Here is a 22,093-nt window from a genome sequence, read left to right as displayed (position 1 = left end):
CATGCTGGTGGTGGTGCCGGATACCGAAACCGATATTCCTGACGCGGTTGCGGAAAACTTCCCGCCGCAGGAGCGGCGTAAAACCTTCTATCCGTTGAATGCGAAAGCGGCTGATAAAGAGCTGATGAACGATATTATTCCGCTGATTGATGCGCGCTTTAACGTGCGTAAAGACGCGGACGGCCGGGCGCTTGCCGGGCTGTCGCAGGGCGGTTATCAGGCGCTGGTCTCCGGAATGAACCATCTGGAGAGCTTCGGCTGGCTGGCGACGTTCAGCGGCGTAACGACAACCACGGTACCGGATGCCGGCGTCGAGGCGCAGCTACACAACCCACAGGCGATCAACAAGCAGCTGCGTAACTTTACCGTCGTCGTGGGTGAGAAAGACGTGGTTACCGGCAAGGATATCGCCGGGCTGAAAGCGGAGCTGGAGAAGCAGAAAATCAACTTTGATTATCATGAGTATCCGGGCCTGAACCATGAAATGGACGTCTGGCGTCCCGCCTACGCCGAATTCGTACAGAAGTTGTTCAAATAACATGAAGGAGCCAGTTCGCTGGCTCCTTATCTTCAATACCTTGAGGGAGACAATATGAAATTAATCGTGACGGAAGATTATGCAGAGATGAGCCTGGTCGCCAGCCATCACGTTCTGGGCTACATCACCGCGCCGCGCAGGGTGAACCTGGCGGTAACGGCAGGCAGTACGCCGAAGAAAATGTATGAACATCTGACGGCCGCGGTTAAAGGTAAATCGTTCTATTCTCAGGTCCATTATTACAACTTTGACGAGATTCCGTTCCGCGGACAGGATCGTGAAGGCGTGACCATTTCCAATCTGCGCAGCCTGTTTTTCACCCCCGCGCAAATCCCTGAAGAGAATATCCACCCGCTCAGCCATGAAAACTTCAGGCATCACGACCAGCGGTTACAGAACGAAGGGGGCCTCGATCTGATAGTGATGGGCCTCGGCGCTGACGGTCATTTTTGCGGTAATTTGCCGAATACCACGCGCTTCCACGATGCGACGGTGGAAGTCCCTATCGTCGGCGATATGGTGGATCTTGTCGCTCACGGCGAGATGGGCGGCGACTTCTCTGCGGTGCCGGATAGCTACGTCACGATGGGGCCGAAAAGCGTCATGGCGGCGAAAAACCTGCTGCTTATCGTCAGCGGAGCGGCAAAAGCGCAGGCGCTAAAGCAGGTGATTGAAGGCGAAGTCAGCGAGCGGGTTCCGGCTTCGGTGTTGAAATTACATCCTTCCCTGGTGATTGTGGCTGATAAAGCGGCGGCTGCGGAATTGAGTCAACCGTAATCCACTTCAGCGTAGCGCAGGCGGGACGCGCCCTGATAGCGCTACGCTCCGGGTTTATCGCGTGATATTCCAGCCGCGCGCCTGCCATAGCTCAGGTAGCTCTTCGAGGCGGGTAAACGTCGTCACCTTCGGATGTTCGATCGGCTTATTATGCGGATCGGCGCAGAAGTAGAACACTTCCATGCCGGCGGCGATCCCCGACTGCGCGCCTGCGCTGGAGTCGTCGACCAGAATGCAGTTCTCGACGTTAACGTTCATCGCTTTTGCGGCATGCAGCATCAGGGCCGGATCGGGCTTCCAGCGCTGGATATCGTAGCCGCTGTACAGACGCTCCGGGAAATGGTGCAGCATTGCGGTTTTACCGAGAGAGTGCTGCATTTTGCTCACCGGGCCGTTGGAGACCACGCACATCGGCACGCTGACCGCGTCCAGCAGCGCCTGTGCGCCAGAAATGACTTCCAGTTCAGTATCAAACAGGCGCGCGACTTCATCGCGGTACACCGGCTCAAGGGTCGCCTTATCCAGATTAACGCCGTACTCCGCGTTAATGGTATCGATAATCTCGTACAGCTTGACGCCTTTGAAGCGCTTAAAAATCTCGTCTAAATCCAGCGTAATGCCGAATTCCCTGAACATGTGAACGTAGGCGCGGGAGCAGATCACCTCGCTGTCGACCAGCGTGCCGTCACAGTCGAAAAATACTGCTTCTGGTTGGATCATGTCGTTTCCATTTTAATAAGTTAACGTTTTCGTCATGCTGATTGGTGAGACGCAATCGTTGCCGTATAAGCAAAATCGATGAAAAAAAGTATCTCACAACCGCCCTTATTGTCGCATTTTGGTATAGGATAGCGACGAATTTTCCCTCCTTTGTTCGGAAACCGATAATGAGTCAACAACAAACCAGCCAGTCATCTGGCCAGGGTCTGCTGGAGCGCGTGTTCAAATTACGTGAACACGGCACCACGGCACGTACCGAAGCGATTGCAGGTTTCACCACTTTTCTGACAATGGTGTACATCGTTTTTGTTAACCCACAGATTCTCGGCGTGGCGGGTATGGATACCAGCGCCGTGTTCGTCACAACCTGTCTGATCGCCGCGTTCGGCAGCATCATGATGGGCCTGTTCGCTAACCTTCCGGTGGCCCTGGCGCCGGCGATGGGACTGAACGCCTTCTTTGCTTTTGTCGTGGTACAGGCAATGGGCCTGCCGTGGCAGGTCGGGATGGGCGCGATTTTCTGGGGGGCGGTTGGCCTGCTGCTGCTGACCATTTTCCGCGTACGCTACTGGATGATCGCCAATATCCCGGTTAGCCTGCGTATCGGTATCACCAGCGGTATTGGCCTGTTCATCGGTATGATGGGCCTGAAGAACGCCGGCGTGATCGTCGCCAACCCGGAAACCCTGGTGAGCATCGGCAACCTGACGTCCCACAGCGTACTGCTGGGCATTCTTGGCTTCTTTATTATTGCGATTCTGGCTTCCCGCAACATCCACGCCGCGGTGCTGGTTTCTATCGTGGTGACCACGCTGCTGGGCTGGCTGCTGGGCGACGTTCACTACACCGGCATCGTATCCATGCCGCCGAGCGTCACGACGGTCATTGGGCATGTTGACCTGGCAGGCTCGCTGAATCTCGGCCTGGCGGGCGTGATCTTCTCGTTTATGCTGGTGAACCTGTTCGACTCCTCCGGCACCCTGATCGGCGTGACCGATAAAGCCGGTCTGGCCGATGCGCAGGGCAAGTTCCCGCGGATGAAGCAGGCGCTGTTTGTCGATAGCGTCTCGTCCGTTGCGGGCTCCTTTATCGGCACCTCTTCCGTAACCGCCTATATTGAATCTTCCTCGGGCGTTTCCGTAGGCGGACGTACCGGCTTAACCGCCGTGGTCGTTGGTCTCTTGTTCCTGCTGGTGATCTTCCTGTCACCGCTGGCGGGTATGGTCCCGGCCTATGCCGCAGCCGGCGCGCTGATTTACGTTGGCGTCCTGATGACCTCCAGCCTGGCGCGCGTGAAGTGGGATGATTTAACCGAATCCGTGCCGGCGTTTATTACCGCCGTGATGATGCCGTTTAGCTTCTCCATTACGGAAGGTATTGCCTTAGGCTTTATCTCTTACTGCGTAATGAAGATCGGTACCGGTCGACTGCGCGACCTCAGCCCATGCGTGATTGTGGTTTCGCTGCTGTTTGTGCTGAAGATTGTATTTATTGACGCGCATTAATACCCGCGCCGTCACACTCAGCCGTTCTGGCGAGTGTGACGGCGTCTATCAGGCTTTAACCCTCTGAATATATTCAGCAAAAGCGCTAAGCTGTCCGGACAGATGGTCGAGCGTACTCTGATCGACGACTTTCCCCTCCTGCGGATCCACTTTGTTCTGAATCACGCCGCCCATAAATTCGGGCTTATTCATCACCATGGCGTCGAGGAATACCAGAATCTGGCGCAGATGATACTGACAGCGCGCGCCGCCAATCGCGCCCATTGAACTGGTTTGAATCAGTACCGGCTTACCGGCCAGCGGCTGTTCCGGCAGGCGAGACAGCCAGTCAATGGCGTTTTTCAGACCGCCGGGAACCGAGTAGTTATATTCTGGCGTAACGATAACCACACCATCAGCCTCGCGAATTTGCTGAGCGATATCCTGAACGCTTTGTGGAAATCCCTCTTCCTGCTGGACGTCGGCATCATAGAGAGGAATATCGCCAATGGACGGTAACGCGGAAACCGCCATTCCTGCAGGCGCGATGCCGGGGAGGGTACGCGCGACCATGGCATTAAAAGAGCCTTTGCGCAGACTTCCGAGTAACGTAACAATTTTCAACGTATCAGACATGATTGCTCCTTTGCATCATGATGGCCGGGTTATCCGGTCAGTTGAGGGAGAAGGCTTTTTCTACCGGTAAATGGGTAAAACGCATCAGCCGGGCGGACGGCTCTTTGGCGCGAGCCTGCGCGTCGGGCAGGCAGCGCCAGCCCTCTTTACCATTATATTCCCAGACTTTCAGCTGGCCGATATCCGGACTGGCGGCGATGGACCAGACCAGCACCGTTTCGGCATCGCACACCGCTTCGATTGACTGCGTCCCGCTTGTCCGTAATCGTCCGGAGCCCGGAAGAAGCTGGAGGTTAACGGCGTTTTCACCGGTCAGTTTCATGACGCTTTTGCGGAGTGCGTCAAGCTGAGCGCGCGCTTCATCAGGATCGTGCTGATTGCTAATCCATACCCGCTCATTACTGTTAAAGACGTAGCGGTCGGCGTCGGGAGAGGCATGTAAACTGCGGGTGGCGTGCGGTAATTCCATATCCAGGCCGCAATCACCTTCGGTGGATAACGCGACGCCGACAATATTCCCGGCATAGGAGATGGAAAAACGCGGGAGATGTTCGTCGCGGAAAGCGGGCTTTCCATTCTCTTGGTCAATAATTTCAGGAAGTTCGCTGATGCCATACAGCATAAAGAGGAGTTCTGCGAGGAGTGACCGTGATGCGCGGTAGCGGCTTTGTCGGTACTCAGGCAGGCGGCTGGCGGATTGATGACAGGCCGCTGACAGGCGTGTTGATAGCGGTTCCCGGGTGTTGAGTATCCCTCTTGCAAAATGCGTTGCCATTCGTCGCTCCGTGATTAATGGTCAATGATAGAAATTGCGAATTATATTATCGCTCAGAATTGCCAGGTTTTAATGCGGAAATCACCCCTTGCGCAATAAATTGTATAAATTTTACAAATTATTGCCCAAGACGGTCTAACCCAGCGCTAGAGCGGTTCAATATAGAGCTGCCTGAGCGTTTCTCGCAGCCAGACGATCTTCGGATTGTAGCTGTTGCGCTTATGCCACAGCAGGGTGAAGGGAACGCGTATTTTCTCCTGCTGGGACGGTTCTAGCGGCAACGGGAGTGAAACCAGCGGCAGATGGTGCTGTTGATTGTAGCGCTGGCAATAGCGCGGGGCGGTGGCCAACATCGTATGATGAGGCTGGGCCGCCATAAACAGCGACTGCTCAAAACCCGGAACGGTCAACGCCACGGTGCGTTTATGCCCCAGATCGTGCAGAACATCATCCAGCGCCCAGGTATCGCTTTGTTCCCAACAGATATTGATATGCGGATAACGTAGGAAAGTGTCCAGATTCCACTCCTCGTTCAGCGCGGGATGATCGGCGCGCAGCCATACCTGCGGGAGATCGGTAAACAGGATTTCAAAATCGATATACCAGGGCAGCAGGCTGAGCTGTTCACGGGAGCGAGGATGGGTTTCCCGGCCGCAAAAACCGATGTCGACTTCGCCGCGAATAATGGCATCCAGCGAATCGTAATCCCAGTTACGCAGGCGGATCAGCGCCTGCGGATAGCGCTGGTAGATCCGCTGTGAAAGCGTATTCAGCTGGATCATCAGCAGGGGCGACTCTGCCGCCAGCTCAAACTTTAACCCGCTCGGCATGGTGTGATGAGGCTTATCGAGGATCTGATTACCCATCTGCATCCAGTCCGCCAGATCCTGCTCCATACTGCTCATCAGCGGCGTGGGTGACAGCCCCAGAGGCGTTTTGACAAACAGCGGATCGTCAAACCAGGCGCGCAGTTTAGCCAGCGATTTACTCACCGCCGACGGCGAAACGTTCATCCGCTTCGCCGTGCGGGTAACGCTGAGTTCCTGGGTTAAGAGCTGCAGGCACAGCAGTAGGTTAAGATCGAGACTCGACAGGGGTTTCTTCATAGCGTTGCGCGGCCCGCGCCGGAGAGGCGACCATAATCAGAACAATACTCACTATGCTACAGGCAATAAGTATCCCGATCAGCATATTCATCGCGCTGAGTCCGATGATAGCCGCCAGCCAAATCCACAGTGAAGAGCCGCAGACCTGAGCAATTCCCAAAACAGAACTCGCCACGCCGGCGCGCAGGGTGAAAGGCCCAAGGGCCTGACTCATTGCTACGCCAAAGCCGGCGGAGAACCCGGCGCAAATCAGCCCCAGACCCAGCATCGTCATCGTCTGGCTGGTGGAGAGACTCAGCAGCACGCCGGCGATAAAGAACAGCACCTGCGAGGTCACCATCAGGGTGCGGGGCTTAAATAGCGTCAAAGCGAACGGCGTTGAGAACGACACCACCATGCTCACTAGCGCCATGAGCGCCATCGCCATGGAATAGGTGCCGCGCTCGAAGCCCATCACTTCCATCATGAGCACCGGGGAGACGTTAACGTAAGTCAGAATAGCCGTCACGCTCAGGGTGGTTATGATAATTCGGCTGAGGAAAAAGCGGTTAAGCAGCGATTCGGGGGCGACATTTTGCTGCGCCGCCTGCGGAACGGATGTTGGACGCGTTTCCCGCAAAATAAATATCGACAGCAGCCCCACCAGAACGCCCATGCCGGTCATGGTATAGAACAGGCTCTGCCAGGGGTATTTCAGCATAATCAGGTGGCCGAGTACCGGCGCCAGAACCGGAATAATGCAGGTGATACCGTTAAGGAGGGAAAGCACTTTCGCCCGGCGGCGATCGTCGAGGGTATCGCGCAGCACCGCAAAGGCGACGACGTAGCAGCTGCCCGCGCCGATCCCCTGAATAAAGCGCCCAGCCAGGAAGTGGGCGCTGACCTGCGCCTGCGAGCAGAGAAGGGAGGCCAGTATGAAGACCACGGCACCGAAAATCGCCACCGGCTTGCGTCCTGATTTATCGGCGATACGACCCGCAAACAGCATTGCCGCGGCCATTCCCGCCAGATAAACCGAAAAGGCGATATGCAGCTGCGCTTCACTGGCCCCCAGATCCTGCGCAATGCGCGGCAGACCGACCAGATACATATCGATGCCGGATGGATAAAGCAGAACCAGCGCAAAACTGCAGATAAGAAAGCGTGCCATAGAACCCCTCGCATTAGAATGCGGTACAGAATAGTGGGGTTTGTGCGGGAGTACGAGTTGCCATTTGGACAACAATGTTTTCCTGCGAGGAAAAGTGACGAAGCAAGCGTCGCTTTGGCGTCGGGAGGCCATCCCGCCAGGACGCATACCTGGCGGGTGAAGGAAGTGACTCAGACAAGCAGCGCGCGGTTAACTTTAATTACCGCTTTTTTTATCTCCATGCTCGCTGCGGCCTGCACGCCCGGCTTATGCGGCTCGCCCGGCAAGAAAATGGCAAACATACCGGGTTTCAGTACTACCTGCTGCTGGTTGGCAATGGTTGAACACAGCCGGTAGTCCTCCTCGTGGTGCCACGTTTCGCACTCTCGGGCGCTATCGGCCACGCCGTAATGGAGGGTTTCTTCGCCTTCCAGCAGGATCTGAATATCAATAAATTTTTCGTGCAGCTCCGCTTTTTTACTTTCCGCCGGCTGCGTAGTGAAGCGCATGACGTTCATATAAATATCATCGCCCTGCAAATCATAACGCCCCGGTTCACACTGCTGCGGCTGGGCCTTAACGGCCAGCCTCACGGCCTCAAGCAGAACGGGTGATAGTCCTGCGCATTCCGGGTGATGGATATCGCCGATAATCATAATGCTTTGTCCTCTGCTAACAACGCCGCGCCGATCAGCCCGGCATCATGCTGATAGTGTGCGGCTACAATAGGTGTGTGATATACCGCAGGCTCCTGCGCCAGATATCTTTCAACCAGGGGAATATAGCCGGGCGCCAGCCCGATGCTGCCGCCCAGGACGGCACACTGGCAGTTAAAGCTGGCCTTCATGTCGGCAATCAGCCGGGCGATGGTTTGCGCCGAACGGTGAACTAACGATGTCGCCTGGGAGTGGCCGCTCTGCGCAAGAGCAAAAATGGTTTTGGCCGTCATTCCCTGCAGATCGTCCGTCGCCAGTGCGGCGATCCCCCTTCCGGAGGCAATAGCTTCCACGCAGCCAATACGCCCGCAGCCGCAGCGCGGGCCGTGCGGGTCAGCCAGCGTATGGCCTATATGTCCGGCCAGCCCCTCTTTGCCGGACAAGAGCTGACCGTGGCAGACGATACCGCCGCCCACGCCGGTAGAGATGGTGATGAAGACCATCTCATGGGCATCGACAGCCAGAGCGTGATATTCGGCCCAGGCCGCTGCCTGCGCATCGTTCACCGCAAGGCACGGCAGCCCCGTCAGCTGCTCCAGCGTTTCCCGCAGGGGAAACTGCGCCAGCCCGCCCAGGTTATCCGGGTTTAACGCCGTCAGCACGCCGTGACCAATAATGCCCGTGGAGGCGACCGCTACCCGCCGGGCCCGCCCTGCGAAAGGCGCGACCAGCGCGCTCAATGCCTCCGTTAGCGCCACCGATGTTTTGCTGGCGGGCGTCGGCAGCGCTCGTTTCTCCAACGGACGATGCTGCGTGTCAATTAGCGCGGCGGCCAGCTTGGTGCCGCCGATGTCTATTGCCAGCGTCGTCATAGCGCAACCTCAGCCAGCGCATCGCGGTACCACTGGCAGATGTGTTCAATACGCGTAATGGCGGAGCCGACGGTCACCGCCCATGCGCCGTGCTTTATCGCCAGCGCCGCCAGCGCCGGGGAGTTAAATCGGCCTTCTGCAATAACCCGGTACCCTTTGGCGCTCAGCGCCTGCACTAGCGGGAAATCCGGTTCGGTAGGTACCGCATCCGTGGTATACCCGGACATCGTTGTCCCGATAATGTCTGCGCCAAGATTGTGGCACTCAGTCCCGTCCTCCAGGCTGGAGCAGTCTGCCATCGCCGCGCAGCCACGCTGATGAATTCGGTCAATCATTGCCTTAACGCCAACCGGACGCGGGCGATCCGTACCGTCGAAGGCGATAATATCCGCCCCCGCCTGCGCCAGCGCGTCTACATCTTCCAGAAATGGCGTAATGCGCACCGGCGAGTCCGGCAGATCGCGTTTGATGATGCCAATAATCGGTACTGAAATCAGTTCGCGGGTCGCCTTCAGGTTGTTAAGGCCTTCAATTCGTACTGCGACCGCCCCCGTATTGACCGCCGCCAGCGCCATAGCCGCGACGATTTCAGGTTTATCTAACGGGCTACCCGGTACCGGCTGGCAGGAGACAATGAGGCCACCCAATTGTTTAACGTTAATATCCAGAACATCAAATAAAGACATAGCACTATCCCTTACTTCCGTTTGCGCCCGACAGCGGCGGGCGCATGAATTTAGTGTTTATCGCAAAGCGGAGCGTTCGCTTTGTCGTGACCAACCAGTGCGCCGCTGAACGGTTTACCATCGATAGCGTCATGGGTTCGCAGCGCTTCCGGGCGAATCCAGCGCTGTACGCGGGACGGCATATCCAGGCCAATCAACAGGATCACCACAAACGTCAGTCCGAAAGAGAGTGACCCCAGCGCCGTACCCAGATGCATGTGCTGCGCGACCAGCGCGCCGAGGACCGGCGCAGCCGCCCCGCCCAGGGCGCCTACGTTATAGGTGAAACCCAGACCGGCAGCGCGCTGGTCGGTGTCGAAGTAGCCGCCGATCAGTTTCGGTAAGATCCCGGCAATCCCCTGACCCAGCATCTGCTGGAAGAAGAGAAGGATGCCCAGACCCCAGATGCTGGAGCCGCCGATGGCGAACACCGGAATAATCAGGACCTGCGATGCCAGCAGGCTGTAAACGTAGGCTTTTCGCGTGCCCAGCCAGTCGCCGAGGAAACCGCCGACGATGCAGCCGACGGCTGCGCCGAATCCGCTAAAGAAGAGCACCTTCGCGACCGTCGACGGATCGTATGCCAACTCGGTTTTCAGATAGGTCGGTAACAGCGCCTGGATAGGCCAGGAGTAGAGAAAGGCGAACAGAACGACAATCATCAGCATCACGCCGGTCGGCCAACGTTTTCCGCTGCTCTGTACCATAAAGCTGATGAAAATAACGGTGCAAACGAGCGCCAGCGCAATCACCACCAGCGGGTTGTGCTGGTTCCCTGCGAAGCAGAACCATAGCGCTGCCGTTGCGATCAGCGTCATTGCTATATTCGTGGCGCGATATTTACCGCGATAGAGGATATCCACCATCGTCCGCACCGGCGCTTTCTTCGTCTGCCGCTCTTTCCAGTCTTCCGTTTCCGGAATATTTTTACGCAGCCACAGCGCGAAAATAATCGGCAAAATGCCGAGGAAGAATAAGGCGCGCCAGCCCCAGAGGGGCACCACCAGGCTGTAAACCTGCGCCGCCACGACGGCGCCGACGGAAAAACCGGAAATCAGGAAGCCGCTGGCTTTGTTACGCAGATGTTTTGGCCAGCTTTCAATAACATAGGTGGCGCTGGAGCCGTACTCGCCGGCCATCCCCATTCCGATCACCATTCGGGCGATAAACATCGAGGTGTATCCCGGCGCAAAGCAGCAGGCCAGCGTACCGACGGAGAAAAGAATAATACTGCTGACCATCGCCAGGCGGCGGCCATAACGGTCGCCCATCGCCCCCAGCAGCAGACCGCCGAACCAACGGGAGATAAACGCTGCGGAGATGATACTCGCCGCCTGGACCGTAGTGAGCTGAAATTCGCTTTGTACCTCGGTGAGCACCAGAGCGATTAAAACGAAATCAAAACCATCCAGTAAATAGCCCAGCCAGGCTGCAGAGAAAGCCCGCCACTGGGACTTATTGAGGTGCTTATACCATGGTTTGGTACTTATTATTTCACTCATATGCTCTCCTGTGATGAGCAGCGTTTTTATGCTATCGGGCCTAAAACAGCAGGGTGTCGCACAGCCAAATGAAGTTAAACTCCATTTAATGTATTTTTTAGAAGTTAAACACCACAAGAGCATTTCATTAAATGTGTGAACAAGATCATGGACGCAGAAGAGGAGAAACGAAAAAAGGCGATCTGACTCACGCCATGAGACGTAAAATGTTTTCGCCGCTCAGGATATAGACGCGGCGGCACGGCGTTTTTAAAAATCTATATTGCCTGGTGATACGCTGTACTCCATCATTAGCGCCTGATAATCGCGTAAACAGTAGGGAAGAGATGACGACTCCGACTTCGCCGGTCAAAGCCGGGAAAATACTTGATACCCTGGGAGCGATGCAAAGTAGTATGACCCGCGTCGGGAAAAGCATTGCGCAGTTTGTGATGACTTCCCCCCACAAGGTGACGCAGCTTTCCATCGCCGACCTCTCAGAGGAAGTGAACGCGGGCGAAGCGTCGGTGATCCGTTTCTGTCGACAGCTGGGCTATAAAGGCTTTCAGAATTTCAAAATGGAGCTGGCTATAGAGCTGGCCATGACCGATACCGATGACAACAGCACGCTTCTGGAGGCTGAAATTCAGAAAGCCGACGATGCGCACACCATCGGTCTCAAGCTCCAGGGCGCTATCTCGACCGTGCTCTCGGAAACGCTCAATCTGCTGGATATGGAGCAGGTTGAACGGGTCGTGGAGGCGCTGCATAGCTGCAATAGCACCTTTATCTTCGGCGTTGGCGCCTCCGGGCTGACCGCCGAAGAGATGAAGCACAAGCTGATGCGAATCGGGATGCGCGTCGATGCCTTAACGAATAACCACTTTATGTATATGCAGGCCGCGCTGCTTAAGGCTGGCGATGTCGCTATCGGTATCAGCCACTCCGGTCATTCGCCGGAAACCACCCACGCTCTTAGTCTGGCAAAGCAGGCCGGAGCCATCACCGTCGCCCTAACGCATAACCTCGGGTCGCCATTGAGTAAAGTCGCGGATATTACGCTGATTAACGGCAACCGCCAGGGACGCCTGCAGGGCGACTCTATTGGCACCAAAACGGCGCAGCTTTTCGTACTGGATCTCATTTACACGCTGCTGGTGCAGAAAGATCCGGAAGCCGCCCGAGCCAATAAACTGCGCACGATGGATGCCCTGTCCACGCTCAAATAGAGCGATTTTTGTGCGATTCATCACAATCTGCTACTCCCGTTTTTCTCCCTGCCGGTATCCAGTTGCAACCGGCATGGTTACCTTTTAAAGTGGAGTAATACTTCAAAATTAATTTATTTAAGAAGAAAAACACCACTAGAGGTTTACATGACAAAGCTAACCGGTCTTATTGCCGCTCCCCACACGCCTTTTGATGCCAACGGCGAAGTCAACTACCCCGTTATCGATCGGATTGCCGAGCACTTGATTCGCCAGGGCGTTAAAGGCGCTTACGTCTGTGGGACAACCGGAGAAGGTATTCACTGTTCTGTTGACGAGCGTAAAAAAATCGCCGAGCGCTGGGTCGCGGCAAGCCAGGGACAGCTCAGCATCACGCTGCACACGGGGGCGCTCAGCATCGCCGATGCGCTGGAGCTGAGCCGTCATGCTGAAACCCTGGATATTTTTGCCACCTCGGTCATCGGTCCGTGCTTCTTTAAACCGTCTACCGTCGACGATCTGGTGGAATATTGCCGTATTATCGCGGCTGCGGCGCCGTCAAAAGGCTTCTATTACTACCATTCCGGCATGTCGGGTCTGAGCCTCGATATGGAGCAGTTCTTGATTGCCGCGGCGGATAAAATTCCGAACCTGTCCGGTATGAAGTTTAACTCCGCAGATATGTATGAGTTCCAGCGCTGCCTGCGCGTCAACAATCGGCAGTTCGATATTCCGTTCGGCGTGGATGAGTTTTTACCCGCAGGCCTGGCCTGCGGCGCCGTCGGCGCGGTGGGCAGTACCTATAACTACGCGGCGCCGCTCTATCATCGCCTGATCGAGAGCTTCAACCGGGGGGATCATCAGGACGTTGCCGCCTGTATGGATAAAGTCATCGCGATTATTCGCATCCTGGTTCAGTACGGCGGGGTGGCGGCTGGGAAGCTGGCTATGCAGCTGCACGGCATTGAGGTGGGCGATCCGCGCCGCCCGCTGCGCCCGATGACCAGAGAGCAAAAGCGCGTCGCGCTGGACGCTTTTCGCGCTGCCGACTTTATTTAATTCTGATAGCATCACCGGCATCCGGGAGATACCGCAGCCCCGGATGCCCCTCCGCCGTTGCGGCGATTCTGGTTACATCTAAACAGGGTGTTCGTACTCGGGGCTATTTCCAGATCTTCGCCATACCTTCACTTTCGGGTCTGACGCTGGAAAACCCAAATTTGGCGTACAGTTCGGGAACATCGGCCACCAGCGAGACGTATGCCCCTTTAAACGCGTTATTATCAAGCCAGGTAACTATTTTTTGCACGATCTGGCGACCGAGACCTTTTCCCTGATGGGCCGGGTCCACGGCGACGTCGACGATTTCAAAGTTCAATGCGCCGTCGCCGACGATGCGCCCCATACCAACAGGCACACCCGCATAGAGGATATGCACGCCGTAGCAGCTACGCGGCAGACCCGCGCGGGCACCTTCCAGCGGGCGCGGTGACATACCTGATATGACGCGCAGGCGACAAAAATCTTCCGCCGAAGGGACGGTATCAATAAATGTGTAATCAGCCATCATTGTCGTATCCGGTAAGTGGGAGTACCGATAAGGGTAATAGACAAAGCGATACGCCGTGAAGACGCTAAGGGAAATAATTAACCCGCTTTAACAGGACGTTAAGGCGGGTTAGTCAATGCTCACATACTGAGCTTACTTACCAATACAGAAACTTGAGAAAATGCGTCCCAGCAGGTCGTCGGAGGTAAACTCGCCGGTGATTTCGCTCAGGCTCTGCTGGGCCAGGCGCAGCTCTTCTGCCAGCAGCTCGCCAGCCCAGGCGCCCAGCAGCTGCGCTTTACCCTGCTGAAGATGTTCTGCGGCGTCGGACAGCGCCTGCAGATGGCGGCGGCGCGCCAGAAATCCGCCTTCCATATTGGTTTCAAAGCCCATGCTCTGCTTGAGATGATTACGCAGCACGTCTACGCCCTCGCCGGTACGCGCCGAAAGGCGAACAAGTGAGTGGTCATTCACTTCGCTCAGCCCCAGCGTTTCGCCGGTGAGATCCGCTTTGTTGCGCACCACGGTAATCGGCAGGTTTTTCGGCAGACGGGCGATAAAATCTGACCAGATATCCGCCGGATCGGTCGCGTCGGTGGTGGTACCATCGACCATAAACAGCACGCGATCGGCTTGTTCAATCTCCTGCCAGGCGCGTTCGATGCCGATACGTTCGACCTCATCGTTCGCATCGCGCAGGCCGGCGGTATCAATGATGTGCAGCGGCATACCGTCGATATGGATATGCTCGCGTAATACGTCGCGGGTGGTACCGGCAATATCGGTGACGATAGCCGCCTCCCGGCCCGCCAGCGCATTCAGCAGGCTTGATTTCCCGGCGTTCGGCCGGCCGGCAATGACGACCTTCATCCCTTCGCGCAGCAGGCTGCCCTGGCGCGCTTCGGCGCGCACGGCGTCAAGATCGGCGATAACGTCGTTTAGCTGGGCTTCGATTTTGCCATCGGAGAGGAAGTCGATCTCCTCGTCCGGGAAATCAATGGCCGCTTCCACGTAGATGCGCAGGTGCGTCAGCGCTTCCACAAGATGGTTTACGCGAGTGGAGAATGCGCCCTGCAGCGAATTCAGCGCAGAACGAGCCGCCTGCTCGGAGCTGGCGTCGATCAGGTCGGCAATGGCTTCTGCCTGTGCCAGGTCGAGCTTGTCGTTTAAAAACGCGCGCTCTGAGAACTCGCCGGGCCTGGCGATGCGCACGCCCGGCAGCGTCAGAATGCGTTTCAGAAGCAGGTCGAGGATAACGGGGCCGCCGTGGCCCTGAAGCTCCAGCACGTCTTCGCCGGTAAAGGAGTTCGGGCCGGGGAACCACAGCGCAATCCCCTGATCCAGCGCGCTGCCGTCGCTGTCTTTAAACGGCAGGTAGTCGGCATAGCGCGGCTTCGGCAGCTTGCCCAGCACCGCCTGCGCAACGTCGCGCGCCTTCAGGCCAGAGATGCGCAGAATGCCCACACCACCGCGTCCCGGTGGGGTTGCCTGGGCGACGATAGTGTCGTTATGGCTCATGGTGACTCTCTATGTAGATGTAAAAAAGGCGGTCTATTGACCGCCTTCTCTGGCATTAACTTTACCGTAGATTCTCGAAATAGTTCAAGTTGCAGGAAGGCGGCAAGTTAGAGAGGCCCCGGGAGCTTACTGAAGTAAGTGACCGGGGCGAACTAACGAAGCCAACGCATCTGCGGCTTGAAGAATGAAGAGAATCAGGATTTTTTCTTCTCGCGGCTATGCAGGCCACGCTTCTCCAGACCACGGTAAATCAGCTGCTGCTGAATAATGGTGACCAGGTTGCTGACGATATAGTAAACCACCAGACCGGACGGGAACCACAGGAAGAACACCGTGAAGATGACCGGCATAAAGGTCATGATCTTCTGCTGCATCGGGTCGGTCACGGTGGTCGGAGACATCTTCTGGATGAAGAACATCGTCGCGCCCATGATGATCGGCAGGATGTAGTACGGGTCTTGCGCAGACAGGTCGTGGATCCACAGGATAAACGGCGCATGACGCAGTTCAACCGAGGCGCTCAGCATGTAGTACAGCGCAAGGAAGATTGGCATCTGGATAATCAGCGGGAAGCAGCCACCCAGCGGGTTAACCTTCTCAGCTTTATACAGAGCCATCATTTCCTGGCTTTGACGCTGCTTGTCGTCGCCCAGACGCTCGCGCATTGCCTGAATCTTCGGCTGCAGCATACGCATCTTCGCCATGGAGGTGTACTGCGCTTTAGTCAGCGGGTACATGATGCCACGAACGATAAAGGTGATGACGATGATGGAGAAGCCCCAGTTGCCCAGGAAGCTATGGATCCATTTCAGCAGTTTGAACAGCGGCTGAGAGATAAACCACAGCCAGCCGTAGTCGACGGTCAGGTCAAGATGCGGCGCAACGGCGGCCATTTTGTCCTGAATAGCCGGGCCGACCCACAGGGTGCTTTCCAGCTTATCGGTTTGACCCGGCTGCACCAGAACCGGCTGAGATTTGTAGCCGATTGCCACAATACCGTTGCCGAGATTCGCGGTGTAGAAGTTGTTAGTACCGGTGTTCTGCGGAACCCATGCGGTAGTAAAGTACTGCTGCAGCATGGCAACCCAGCCGTTTTTGGTGCTGACGTTCAGGTTTTCGTTATCGACGATAGTATCGAATTTGTATTTTTCGTACTTCGTTTCAGACGTTGAGTACGCCGCGCCACGGAAGGTGTGCATTGTCGTCAGGCCGCCGGTCTGCGTGTCGCGATGCGTCGGCAGGTTGGCGGTTTGCTTCAGCTGGCCAAAGGTCGACAGTTCCAGCGGTTTTTCGCTGGCGTTCTGCACGCTATAGCCGACGTTCACCGCATATTCACCGCGCTTCAGGGTGAAAGTTTTGGTGAATACGTTGCCTGCTTTATCGGTGTACGTCAGAGGAATGACGATTTCGTTCTGGCCATCAGCCATCACAAACGCATCTTTATCGACGTTATACAACGGACGCGGTCCGTTAGCCGGGTTGTCCGGGCCATCACGACCGGTCAGGCCGCTCTGCGCCTGATAGGTAAACTGCGGCGTGGTTTCCAGAAGCTGGAACGGCTCAGTTGACTTCAGCTCTTTCGGATAATCCAGAAGCAGCGCTTGCTCAACATCACCACCGCGGGTGTTGATGGTCAGGTCAAGCACATCGGTTTTTACCGTAATCAGTTTCCCCTGGCCACTGGCCGGTACGCCCTGGTCGGCGGCGCTACCCGTTGCTGTGGTCGTTGTCTGCGTGGTCTGCTGCTGGGGTTGAGGATTGTTATCCTGCTCCCAGGCTTGCCAGATCATGAAAGACACGAACAACAAAGCGATGATAAGAAGATTGCGTTGCGAATCCATCGTTAGTGTTCTCTGGTATCAAATGGTCCAGGCGGGACGGGATCGTCACCACCAGGGTGTAAAGGGTGGCATTTTAATACGCGTTTCACCGTCAACCAACTGCCTTTTATCAATCCAAACCTGCGCAATGCCTCAATTCCGTATTGAGAACAGGTCGGCGTGAAACGACAGTGCGGCCCGAGTAGCGGACTAATCAGGCGCTGATAGACCCGAATCAGGCCTATCAGGACCCGCGAGCCAGGCGACAGTGGCGGCGCCATAATTTTTCCAACGCTTCCGAGAGAGCACGGTTATCGAGGTCGGCAACCCCTTTCTTCGCCACCACCACGAAATCCATTGGCGGGAGTTCATGTTGACGTAAACGGAAGCTTTCACGCGTCAGACGTTTAATCCGATTGCGTTCATGCGCGCGCTTGACGTTTTTCTTGGCGACGGTAAGACCGATGCGGGGATGCCCCAGCGAATTTTGGCGGCCGAGGATGGTGATTTGCGGCGTGCCAGCCCGTAATGGCTGCTGGAAGACGAAAGTGAAATGACTGGGAGTTAACAAGCGTAACTCCCTGGGAAATGCGAGCTTAACCACTCAGGGTTAGCTTTATTACTTGGAAACGGTCAGACGAGCGCGGCTTTTAGCACGACGACGTGCCAGAACCTGACGACCATTTTTAGTAGCCATACGAGCACGGAAGCCGTGAGAACGGTTGCGCTTCAGTACAGACGGTTGAAAAGTGCGTTTCATGGCGATTTCTACCTAAACTTGAATAATTTCACTGACTTTCGCGTAAATCCGAACGAATTTCGAACGGCCTACGCCTCAGCGTGGGTGATTAAAGAGGCCGGATTGTAATAATTGTACACTCCGGAGTCAATTCTCTTTCCTTATTTCTCGCACCTTGCCGCACAAAAAACAGGCGATGGCACACTGCGGAAAACGGGCATTACGCGCCGGGTGGTGGATTATACGACCTAGTGGATAAAGCGCAAGGATCGCAAAGGATCTTTGTTAGATCGATTAAGCCCAAAACCAGGATAGTTCATTAATTTTTCCAATATGCGGCTGAAATCGTGCTCCGCTCCAGCCAGGATCGATTACACTTACCCAGCTTCGATCCTTCCTGTGGATAAATCGGGAAGAATCTGTTGAGAAACACAAGATCTCTTTCTCAGTTTAGGCTATGATCCCCGGTCCCGATCGGGATCCAGAGATCCGCATCGGGTAATAACCGCAGATAGCGGTTCGCACGTCACCCCTTTTGTGCAGGGGCTTTTCGGCTATGCAGGGTCTTGTCGACGTGTGCCAACAATCACGATTGTTTCAGTTTCTCTTTATATATCGATTTTTGTTCGAGTGGAGTCCGCCGTGTCACTTTCGCTTTGGCAGCAGTGTCTTGCCCGATTGCAGGATGAGTTACCAGCCACAGAATTCAGCATGTGGATACGCCCTTTGCAGGCGGAATTGAGCGATAACACGCTGGCACTGTATGCGCCAAACCGTTTTGTGCTCGATTGGGTAAGGGATAAATACCTCAATAATATCAATGGACTCCTCAATGATTTTTGCGGTGCGGATGCCCCACAGCTGCGGTTTGAGGTGGGCGCTAAGCCTGCCGTTCAGATGCAGAGAGGTACGGTAAGCGTTGCGGCCGCAGCGCCTGCGCAGCAGATCCAGACAACGCGCGTTGCGCCCACTATCGTGCGTCCGGGTTGGGATAACGTTCCGGCGCCGGCAGAACCGACCTACCGCTCTAACGTCAATGTCAAACATACGTTTGATAACTTCGTCGAAGGTAAATCCAACCAGCTGGCTCGCGCGGCGGCGCGTCAGGTTGCGGATAACCCCGGCGGCGCGTACAACCCGCTGTTTCTTTATGGCGGCACCGGCCTGGGTAAAACGCACCTTTTACATGCGGTGGGTAACGGAATTGTGGCGCGCAAACCCAATGCGAAAGTGGTTTACATGCACTCCGAGCGTTTTGTACAGGACATGGTAAAAGCCCTGCAAAACAACGCCATTGAAGAATTTAAGCGCTATTACCGCTCCGTTGACGCACTGCTGATCGATGACATTCAGTTTTTTGCTAATAAAGAGCGCTCGCAGGAAGAGTTTTTCCACACCTTTAACGCCCTGCTGGAAGGCAATCAGCAGATCATCCTGACGTCGGATCGCTATCCGAAGGAGATCAACGGGGTTGAAGATCGTCTGAAATCACGCTTCGGCTGGGGGCTGACGGTTGCGATCGAGCCGCCTGAGCTGGAAACCCGCGTGGCGATCCTGATGAAAAAAGCCGATGAAAACGACATCCGCCTGCCGGGCGAAGTGGCGTTCTTCATTGCCAAGCGCCTGCGCTCTAACGTACGTGAGCTGGAAGGGGCGCTGAACCGCGTTATCGCCAACGCCAACTTTACCGGCCGGGCGATCACCATCGATTTCGTACGCGAAGCGCTGCGCGATCTGTTGGCTTTACAGGAAAAACTGGTCACCATCGACAATATTCAAAAGACGGTGGCGGAGTATTACAAAATTAAGGTAGCGGACCTGCTGTCTAAACGCCGCTCCCGTTCGGTGGCGCGCCCCCGCCAGATGGCGATGGCGCTGGCAAAAGAGCTGACCAACCACAGTCTGCCGGAAATCGGCGATGCGTTTGGCGGCCGCGACCATACCACCGTCCTGCACGCTTGCCGTAAGATTGAGCAACTGCGTGAAGAAAGCCACGATATCAAAGAAGATTTTTCCAATTTAATCAGAACATTATCCTCGTGACGCTATGAAATTTACCGTAGAACGTGAACATTTATTAAAACCGCTGCAACAGGTGAGCGGTCCTTTAGGTGGTCGTCCGACGCTACCGATTCTTGGCAACCTGCTCCTTCAGGTTACCGATGGCGCGCTGTCGCTGACCGGTACCGATCTGGAAATGGAAATGGTCGCGCGCGTTGCGCTGATTCAGCCGCACGAAGCGGGAGCAACAACCGTTCCGGCGCGTAAATTTTTTGATATCTGCCGCGGCCTGCCTGAGGGCGCGGAGATTGCGGTACAGCTGGAAGGCGAGCGTATGCTGGTGCGTTCCGGTCGCAGCCGCTTCTCGCTCTCTACGCTGCCAGCAGCGGATTTCCCCAACCTTGATGACTGGCAGAGCGAAGTTGAATTTACCCTGCCGCAGGCGACCATGAAGCGCCTGATCGAGGCGACGCAGTTTTCGATGGCACATCAGGACGTTCGCTATTACTTGAACGGCATGCTGTTTGAAACCGAAGGCAGCGAACTTCGCACCGTGGCGACCGACGGCCACCGCCTGGCGGTTTGCTCGATGCCGCTGGAAGAGTCCCTGCCCAATCATTCGGTGATCGTACCGCGTAAAGGCGTGATTGAGCTGATGCGTATGCTCGACGGCGGCGATACCCCGCTGCGCGTGCAGATCGGCAGCAACAATATCCGCGCTCACGTTGGCGACTTTATCTTCACTTCAAAGCTGGTGGATGGTCGTTTCCCTGACTATCGCCGCGTACTGCCGAAAAATCCGGATAAGCACCTGGACGCCGGCTGCGATATTCTCAAGCAGGCCTTTGCCCGCGCGGCGATTCTTTCCAACGAAAAATTCCGCGGTGTGCGCCTGTACGTCAGTGAAAATCAGCTGAAAATCACCGCCAATAACCCGGAACAGGAAGAAGCGGAAGAGATTCTGGACGTCACCTATGCCGGGACTGAGATGGAAATCGGCTTTAACGTCAGCTATGTACTGGATGTGCTTAACGCGCTGAAGTGCGAGAATGTGCGTATTCTGCTGACCGATTCCGTGTCGAGCGTGCAGATTGAGGATGCGGCTTCCCAATCCGCAGCCTATGTCGTCATGCCTATGAGGCTGTAGAAAATATCGGGCTATCTTACTTGTTATTCTGGCTCCGGGCAGTGCTCGCAATCCTCACGTACTTTAGTACGCTCCGGTTGCTGCGCGCTGGCCGTAACCAGACTAACTGCGCCGATAACGCCCTGGTTATGAGCTGATATGTCGCTATCCCGACTTCTAATCAAAGACTTCCGCAATATTGAACATGCGGATCTCGCTTTATCTCCCGGCTTTAACTTCCTGGTTGGCGCCAACGGCAGCGGCAAAACCAGCGTACTTGAAGCTATCTACACGCTTGGCCACGGTCGGGCGTTTCGGAGTTTGCAGATTGGCCGCGTGATTCGTCACGAGCAGGAGTCCTTTGTCCTGCACGGCCGCCTGCAGGGCGAAGAGCGAGAAGTATCTATCGGCCTGACCAAAGACAAGCAGGGCGACAGCAAGGTGCGCATCGACGGCACCGACGGCCACAAAGTGGCGGAGCTGGCGCACCTGATGCCGATGCAGCTGATTACGCCGGAGGGGTTTACTTTACTCAACGGCGGCCCCAAATACAGAAGAGCGTTCCTTGACTGGGGATGCTTCCACAACGAAGCCGGATTCTTCACCGCCTGGAGCAACCTGAAGCGCCTGGTGAAGCAGCGCAACGCCGCGCTGCGTCAGGTCAGTCGCTATGCGCAGCTGCGGCCCTGGGATCTGGAGCTGATACCGCTGGCGGAGCAAATCAGCAGCTGGCGGGCCGAATACAGTGCCGCTATCGTCGAAGACATGGCGGATACCTGTCGGCAGTTTTTACCGGAGTTTGCTCTCACCTTCTCTTTCCAGCGCGGCTGGGAGAAAGAAACGGATTATGCCGAGGTGCTGGAGCGAAATTTCGAACGCGACCGCATGCTAACCTATACCGCCCACGGCCCGCACAAAGCGGATTTCCGCATTCGTGCCGACGGCGCGCCGGTAGAGGATACATTGTCACGCGGGCAGCTTAAGCTGCTGATGTGCGCCCTACGACTGGCGCAAGGCGAGTTTCTGACCCGTGAAAGCGGGCGGCGCTGCCTGTACCTGATAGATGATTTTGCCTCGGAACTTGACGACGCGCGGCGTGGGCTGCTGGCCAGCCGCTTAAAAGCCACGCAGTCGCAGGTTTTCGTCAGCGCCATTAGCGCTGAACACGTTATGGACATGTCGGACGAAAATTCGAAGATGTTTACCGTGGAAAAGGGTAAAATAGCGGATTAA

The 22,093-nt window shown here is 55.9% G+C and carries 23 protein-coding genes; 8 read left to right on the top strand and 15 right to left on the bottom strand.

Features of this window, described 5'->3' with window-relative positions; genetic code table 11:
* On the top strand, positions 1–538 hold a 538-nt coding region (locus HMPREF1144_RS02840; protein ID WP_009651791.1), incomplete at its 5' end, for an alpha/beta hydrolase.
* Positions 539–592: 54 nt separating this feature from the next.
* Complete coding sequence (locus HMPREF1144_RS02835) at positions 593–1,315, top strand: glucosamine-6-phosphate deaminase (RefSeq protein WP_004855738.1); 723 nt, start codon at positions 593–595, stop codon at positions 1,313–1,315.
* A gap of 54 nt (positions 1,316–1,369) precedes the next feature.
* Here the strand turns inward: HMPREF1144_RS02835 and yieH are convergent, their stop codons facing one another.
* On the bottom strand, positions 1,370–2,035 hold the full coding sequence (gene yieH, locus HMPREF1144_RS02830; RefSeq protein WP_004855736.1) for a 6-phosphogluconate phosphatase: 666 nt from the start codon (positions 2,033–2,035) through the stop codon (positions 1,370–1,372).
* Positions 2,036–2,202: 167 nt separating this feature from the next.
* On the opposite strand from yieH, the gene adeP reads away from it, so the two are divergent.
* A complete protein-coding gene (gene adeP, locus HMPREF1144_RS02825; protein WP_004855735.1) occupies positions 2,203–3,540 on the top strand; it encodes an adenine permease AdeP in 1,338 nt (445 codons plus the stop codon).
* A gap of 48 nt (positions 3,541–3,588) precedes the next feature.
* Here adeP and HMPREF1144_RS02820 read toward each other — a convergent pair whose 3' ends face one another.
* The 8 genes from HMPREF1144_RS02820 to HMPREF1144_RS02785 form a co-directional block, all read right to left on the bottom strand.
* Positions 3,589–4,155 carry an NADPH-dependent FMN reductase gene (locus tag HMPREF1144_RS02820; protein WP_004126998.1) on the bottom strand — a complete coding sequence of 189 codons (567 nt, stop codon included), beginning with the start codon at positions 4,153–4,155 and terminating at the stop codon, positions 3,589–3,591.
* Between the two features lie 37 nt (positions 4,156–4,192).
* On the bottom strand, positions 4,193–4,930 hold the full coding sequence (locus HMPREF1144_RS02815) for a 4'-phosphopantetheinyl transferase family protein (RefSeq protein WP_004855732.1): 738 nt from the start codon (positions 4,928–4,930) through the stop codon (positions 4,193–4,195).
* Positions 4,931–5,076: 146 nt separating this feature from the next.
* Positions 5,077–6,036: an HTH-type transcriptional regulator YidZ gene (yidZ, locus tag HMPREF1144_RS02810; protein ID WP_004855731.1), complete on the bottom strand. Its 960-nt coding sequence runs from the start codon at positions 6,034–6,036 to the stop codon at positions 5,077–5,079.
* Entirely contained in the window at positions 6,005–7,186 is a 1,182-nt protein-coding gene (locus HMPREF1144_RS02805) for an MFS transporter (RefSeq protein ID WP_009651799.1), read from the bottom strand. Before HMPREF1144_RS02805 ends, yidZ begins: the two co-directional genes overlap by 32 nt.
* A 170-nt stretch (positions 7,187–7,356) precedes the next feature.
* Positions 7,357–7,821, bottom strand: a complete 465-nt coding sequence (nanQ, locus tag HMPREF1144_RS02800; RefSeq protein ID WP_004855728.1) for an N-acetylneuraminate anomerase — start codon at positions 7,819–7,821, stop codon at positions 7,357–7,359.
* The gene (gene nanK, locus HMPREF1144_RS02795; protein ID WP_004855727.1) at positions 7,818–8,693 is read right to left on the bottom strand and encodes an N-acetylmannosamine kinase; all 876 of its coding nucleotides are present in this window, start codon (positions 8,691–8,693) and stop codon (positions 7,818–7,820) included. Before nanK ends, nanQ begins: the two co-directional genes overlap by 4 nt.
* Complete coding sequence (locus HMPREF1144_RS02790) at positions 8,690–9,379, bottom strand: N-acetylmannosamine-6-phosphate 2-epimerase (protein WP_004855726.1); 690 nt, start codon at positions 9,377–9,379, stop codon at positions 8,690–8,692. The genes nanK and HMPREF1144_RS02790 overlap by 4 nt, the downstream gene beginning before the upstream one ends.
* Before the next feature lie 50 nt (positions 9,380–9,429).
* Positions 9,430–10,920: an MFS transporter gene (locus HMPREF1144_RS02785; RefSeq protein WP_009651795.1), complete on the bottom strand. Its 1,491-nt coding sequence runs from the start codon at positions 10,918–10,920 to the stop codon at positions 9,430–9,432.
* A gap of 326 nt (positions 10,921–11,246) precedes the next feature.
* Between HMPREF1144_RS02785 and HMPREF1144_RS02780 the strand changes: the two genes are divergently transcribed.
* Both HMPREF1144_RS02780 and HMPREF1144_RS02775 read left to right on the top strand, forming a co-directional pair.
* A complete protein-coding gene (locus HMPREF1144_RS02780) occupies positions 11,247–12,128 on the top strand; it encodes a MurR/RpiR family transcriptional regulator (protein WP_004126967.1) in 882 nt (293 codons plus the stop codon).
* 147 nt (positions 12,129–12,275) lie between these two features.
* Positions 12,276–13,166 carry a dihydrodipicolinate synthase family protein gene (locus tag HMPREF1144_RS02775; RefSeq protein ID WP_009651793.1) on the top strand — a complete coding sequence of 297 codons (891 nt, stop codon included), beginning with the start codon at positions 12,276–12,278 and terminating at the stop codon, positions 13,164–13,166.
* A gap of 103 nt (positions 13,167–13,269) precedes the next feature.
* Here HMPREF1144_RS02775 and HMPREF1144_RS02770 read toward each other — a convergent pair whose 3' ends face one another.
* From HMPREF1144_RS02770 to rpmH, 6 genes are all read right to left on the bottom strand, one after another.
* Positions 13,270–13,677 (bottom strand): GNAT family N-acetyltransferase, encoded by a 408-nt coding sequence (locus HMPREF1144_RS02770; RefSeq protein WP_004855722.1) that lies wholly within the window; start codon positions 13,675–13,677, stop codon positions 13,270–13,272.
* 132 nt (positions 13,678–13,809) lie between these two features.
* Positions 13,810–15,174, bottom strand: coding sequence for a tRNA uridine-5-carboxymethylaminomethyl(34) synthesis GTPase MnmE (gene mnmE, locus HMPREF1144_RS02765; RefSeq protein WP_042926904.1), 1,365 nt, complete (start codon positions 15,172–15,174; stop codon positions 13,810–13,812).
* Positions 15,175–15,368: 194 nt separating this feature from the next.
* Complete coding sequence (yidC, locus tag HMPREF1144_RS02760) at positions 15,369–17,015, bottom strand: membrane protein insertase YidC (protein ID WP_004855708.1); 1,647 nt, start codon at positions 17,013–17,015, stop codon at positions 15,369–15,371.
* 2 nt (positions 17,016–17,017) lie between these two features.
* A complete protein-coding gene (gene yidD, locus HMPREF1144_RS30890) occupies positions 17,018–17,275 on the bottom strand; it encodes a membrane protein insertion efficiency factor YidD (protein ID WP_004871831.1) in 258 nt (85 codons plus the stop codon).
* Positions 17,239–17,598: a ribonuclease P protein component gene (gene rnpA / locus HMPREF1144_RS02755; protein ID WP_004871829.1), complete on the bottom strand. Its 360-nt coding sequence runs from the start codon at positions 17,596–17,598 to the stop codon at positions 17,239–17,241. The genes yidD and rnpA overlap by 37 nt, the downstream gene beginning before the upstream one ends.
* Before the next feature lie 15 nt (positions 17,599–17,613).
* Positions 17,614–17,754 (bottom strand): 50S ribosomal protein L34, encoded by a 141-nt coding sequence (gene rpmH, locus HMPREF1144_RS30885; protein ID WP_004871828.1) that lies wholly within the window; start codon positions 17,752–17,754, stop codon positions 17,614–17,616.
* 621 nt (positions 17,755–18,375) lie between these two features.
* Between rpmH and dnaA the strand changes: the two genes are divergently transcribed.
* From dnaA to recF, 3 genes are all read left to right on the top strand, one after another.
* A complete protein-coding gene (gene dnaA, locus HMPREF1144_RS02750; protein ID WP_004855706.1) occupies positions 18,376–19,776 on the top strand; it encodes a chromosomal replication initiator protein DnaA in 1,401 nt (466 codons plus the stop codon).
* Between the two features lie 4 nt (positions 19,777–19,780).
* A complete protein-coding gene (dnaN, locus tag HMPREF1144_RS02745) occupies positions 19,781–20,881 on the top strand; it encodes a DNA polymerase III subunit beta (RefSeq protein WP_004107206.1) in 1,101 nt (366 codons plus the stop codon).
* Between the two features lie 138 nt (positions 20,882–21,019).
* Positions 21,020–22,093 (top strand): DNA replication/repair protein RecF, encoded by a 1,074-nt coding sequence (gene recF, locus HMPREF1144_RS02740; RefSeq protein ID WP_004855705.1) that lies wholly within the window; start codon positions 21,020–21,022, stop codon positions 22,091–22,093.

Source organism: Klebsiella sp. OBRC7 (assembly GCF_000293135.1).
Lineage (GTDB): Bacteria > Pseudomonadota > Gammaproteobacteria > Enterobacterales > Enterobacteriaceae > Klebsiella > Klebsiella michiganensis.
Note: the sequence above shows the minus strand (reverse complement) of the source record. Positions and strands in the feature narration are given on the sequence as shown.

Excerpts from the sequence above, each read along its gene's own strand:
- nanK (WP_004855727.1), bottom strand. The coding sequence starts at position 8,693 with ATGACGACGCTGGCAATAGACATCGGCGGCACCAAGCTGGCCGCCGCG.
- HMPREF1144_RS02815 (WP_004855732.1), bottom strand. The coding sequence starts at position 4,930 with ATGGCAACGCATTTTGCAAGAGGGATACTCAACACCCGGGAACCGCTA.
- HMPREF1144_RS02780 (WP_004126967.1), top strand. The coding sequence starts at position 11,247 with ATGACGACTCCGACTTCGCCGGTCAAAGCCGGGAAAATACTTGATACC.
- yidC (WP_004855708.1), bottom strand. The coding sequence starts at position 17,015 with ATGGATTCGCAACGCAATCTTCTTATCATCGCTTTGTTGTTCGTGTCT.
- HMPREF1144_RS02820 (WP_004126998.1), bottom strand. The coding sequence starts at position 4,155 with ATGTCTGATACGTTGAAAATTGTTACGTTACTCGGAAGTCTGCGCAAA.
- HMPREF1144_RS02785 (WP_009651795.1), bottom strand. The coding sequence starts at position 10,920 with ATGAGTGAAATAATAAGTACCAAACCATGGTATAAGCACCTCAATAAG.
- recF (WP_004855705.1), top strand. The coding sequence starts at position 21,020 with ATGTCGCTATCCCGACTTCTAATCAAAGACTTCCGCAATATTGAACAT.
- rpmH (WP_004871828.1), bottom strand. The coding sequence starts at position 17,754 with ATGAAACGCACTTTTCAACCGTCTGTACTGAAGCGCAACCGTTCTCAC.
- adeP (WP_004855735.1), top strand. The coding sequence starts at position 2,203 with ATGAGTCAACAACAAACCAGCCAGTCATCTGGCCAGGGTCTGCTGGAG.
- yieH (WP_004855736.1), bottom strand. The coding sequence starts at position 2,035 with ATGATCCAACCAGAAGCAGTATTTTTCGACTGTGACGGCACGCTGGTC.
- HMPREF1144_RS02790 (WP_004855726.1), bottom strand. The coding sequence starts at position 9,379 with ATGTCTTTATTTGATGTTCTGGATATTAACGTTAAACAATTGGGTGGC.
- nanQ (WP_004855728.1), bottom strand. The coding sequence starts at position 7,821 with ATGATTATCGGCGATATCCATCACCCGGAATGCGCAGGACTATCACCC.
- HMPREF1144_RS02805 (WP_009651799.1), bottom strand. The coding sequence starts at position 7,186 with ATGGCACGCTTTCTTATCTGCAGTTTTGCGCTGGTTCTGCTTTATCCA.
- HMPREF1144_RS02835 (WP_004855738.1), top strand. The coding sequence starts at position 593 with ATGAAATTAATCGTGACGGAAGATTATGCAGAGATGAGCCTGGTCGCC.
- HMPREF1144_RS02775 (WP_009651793.1), top strand. The coding sequence starts at position 12,276 with ATGACAAAGCTAACCGGTCTTATTGCCGCTCCCCACACGCCTTTTGAT.
- mnmE (WP_042926904.1), bottom strand. The coding sequence starts at position 15,174 with ATGAGCCATAACGACACTATCGTCGCCCAGGCAACCCCACCGGGACGC.
- dnaN (WP_004107206.1), top strand. The coding sequence starts at position 19,781 with ATGAAATTTACCGTAGAACGTGAACATTTATTAAAACCGCTGCAACAG.
- yidZ (WP_004855731.1), bottom strand. The coding sequence starts at position 6,036 with ATGAAGAAACCCCTGTCGAGTCTCGATCTTAACCTACTGCTGTGCCTG.
- HMPREF1144_RS02770 (WP_004855722.1), bottom strand. The coding sequence starts at position 13,677 with ATGATGGCTGATTACACATTTATTGATACCGTCCCTTCGGCGGAAGAT.
- yidD (WP_004871831.1), bottom strand. The coding sequence starts at position 17,275 with ATGGCGCCGCCACTGTCGCCTGGCTCGCGGGTCCTGATAGGCCTGATT.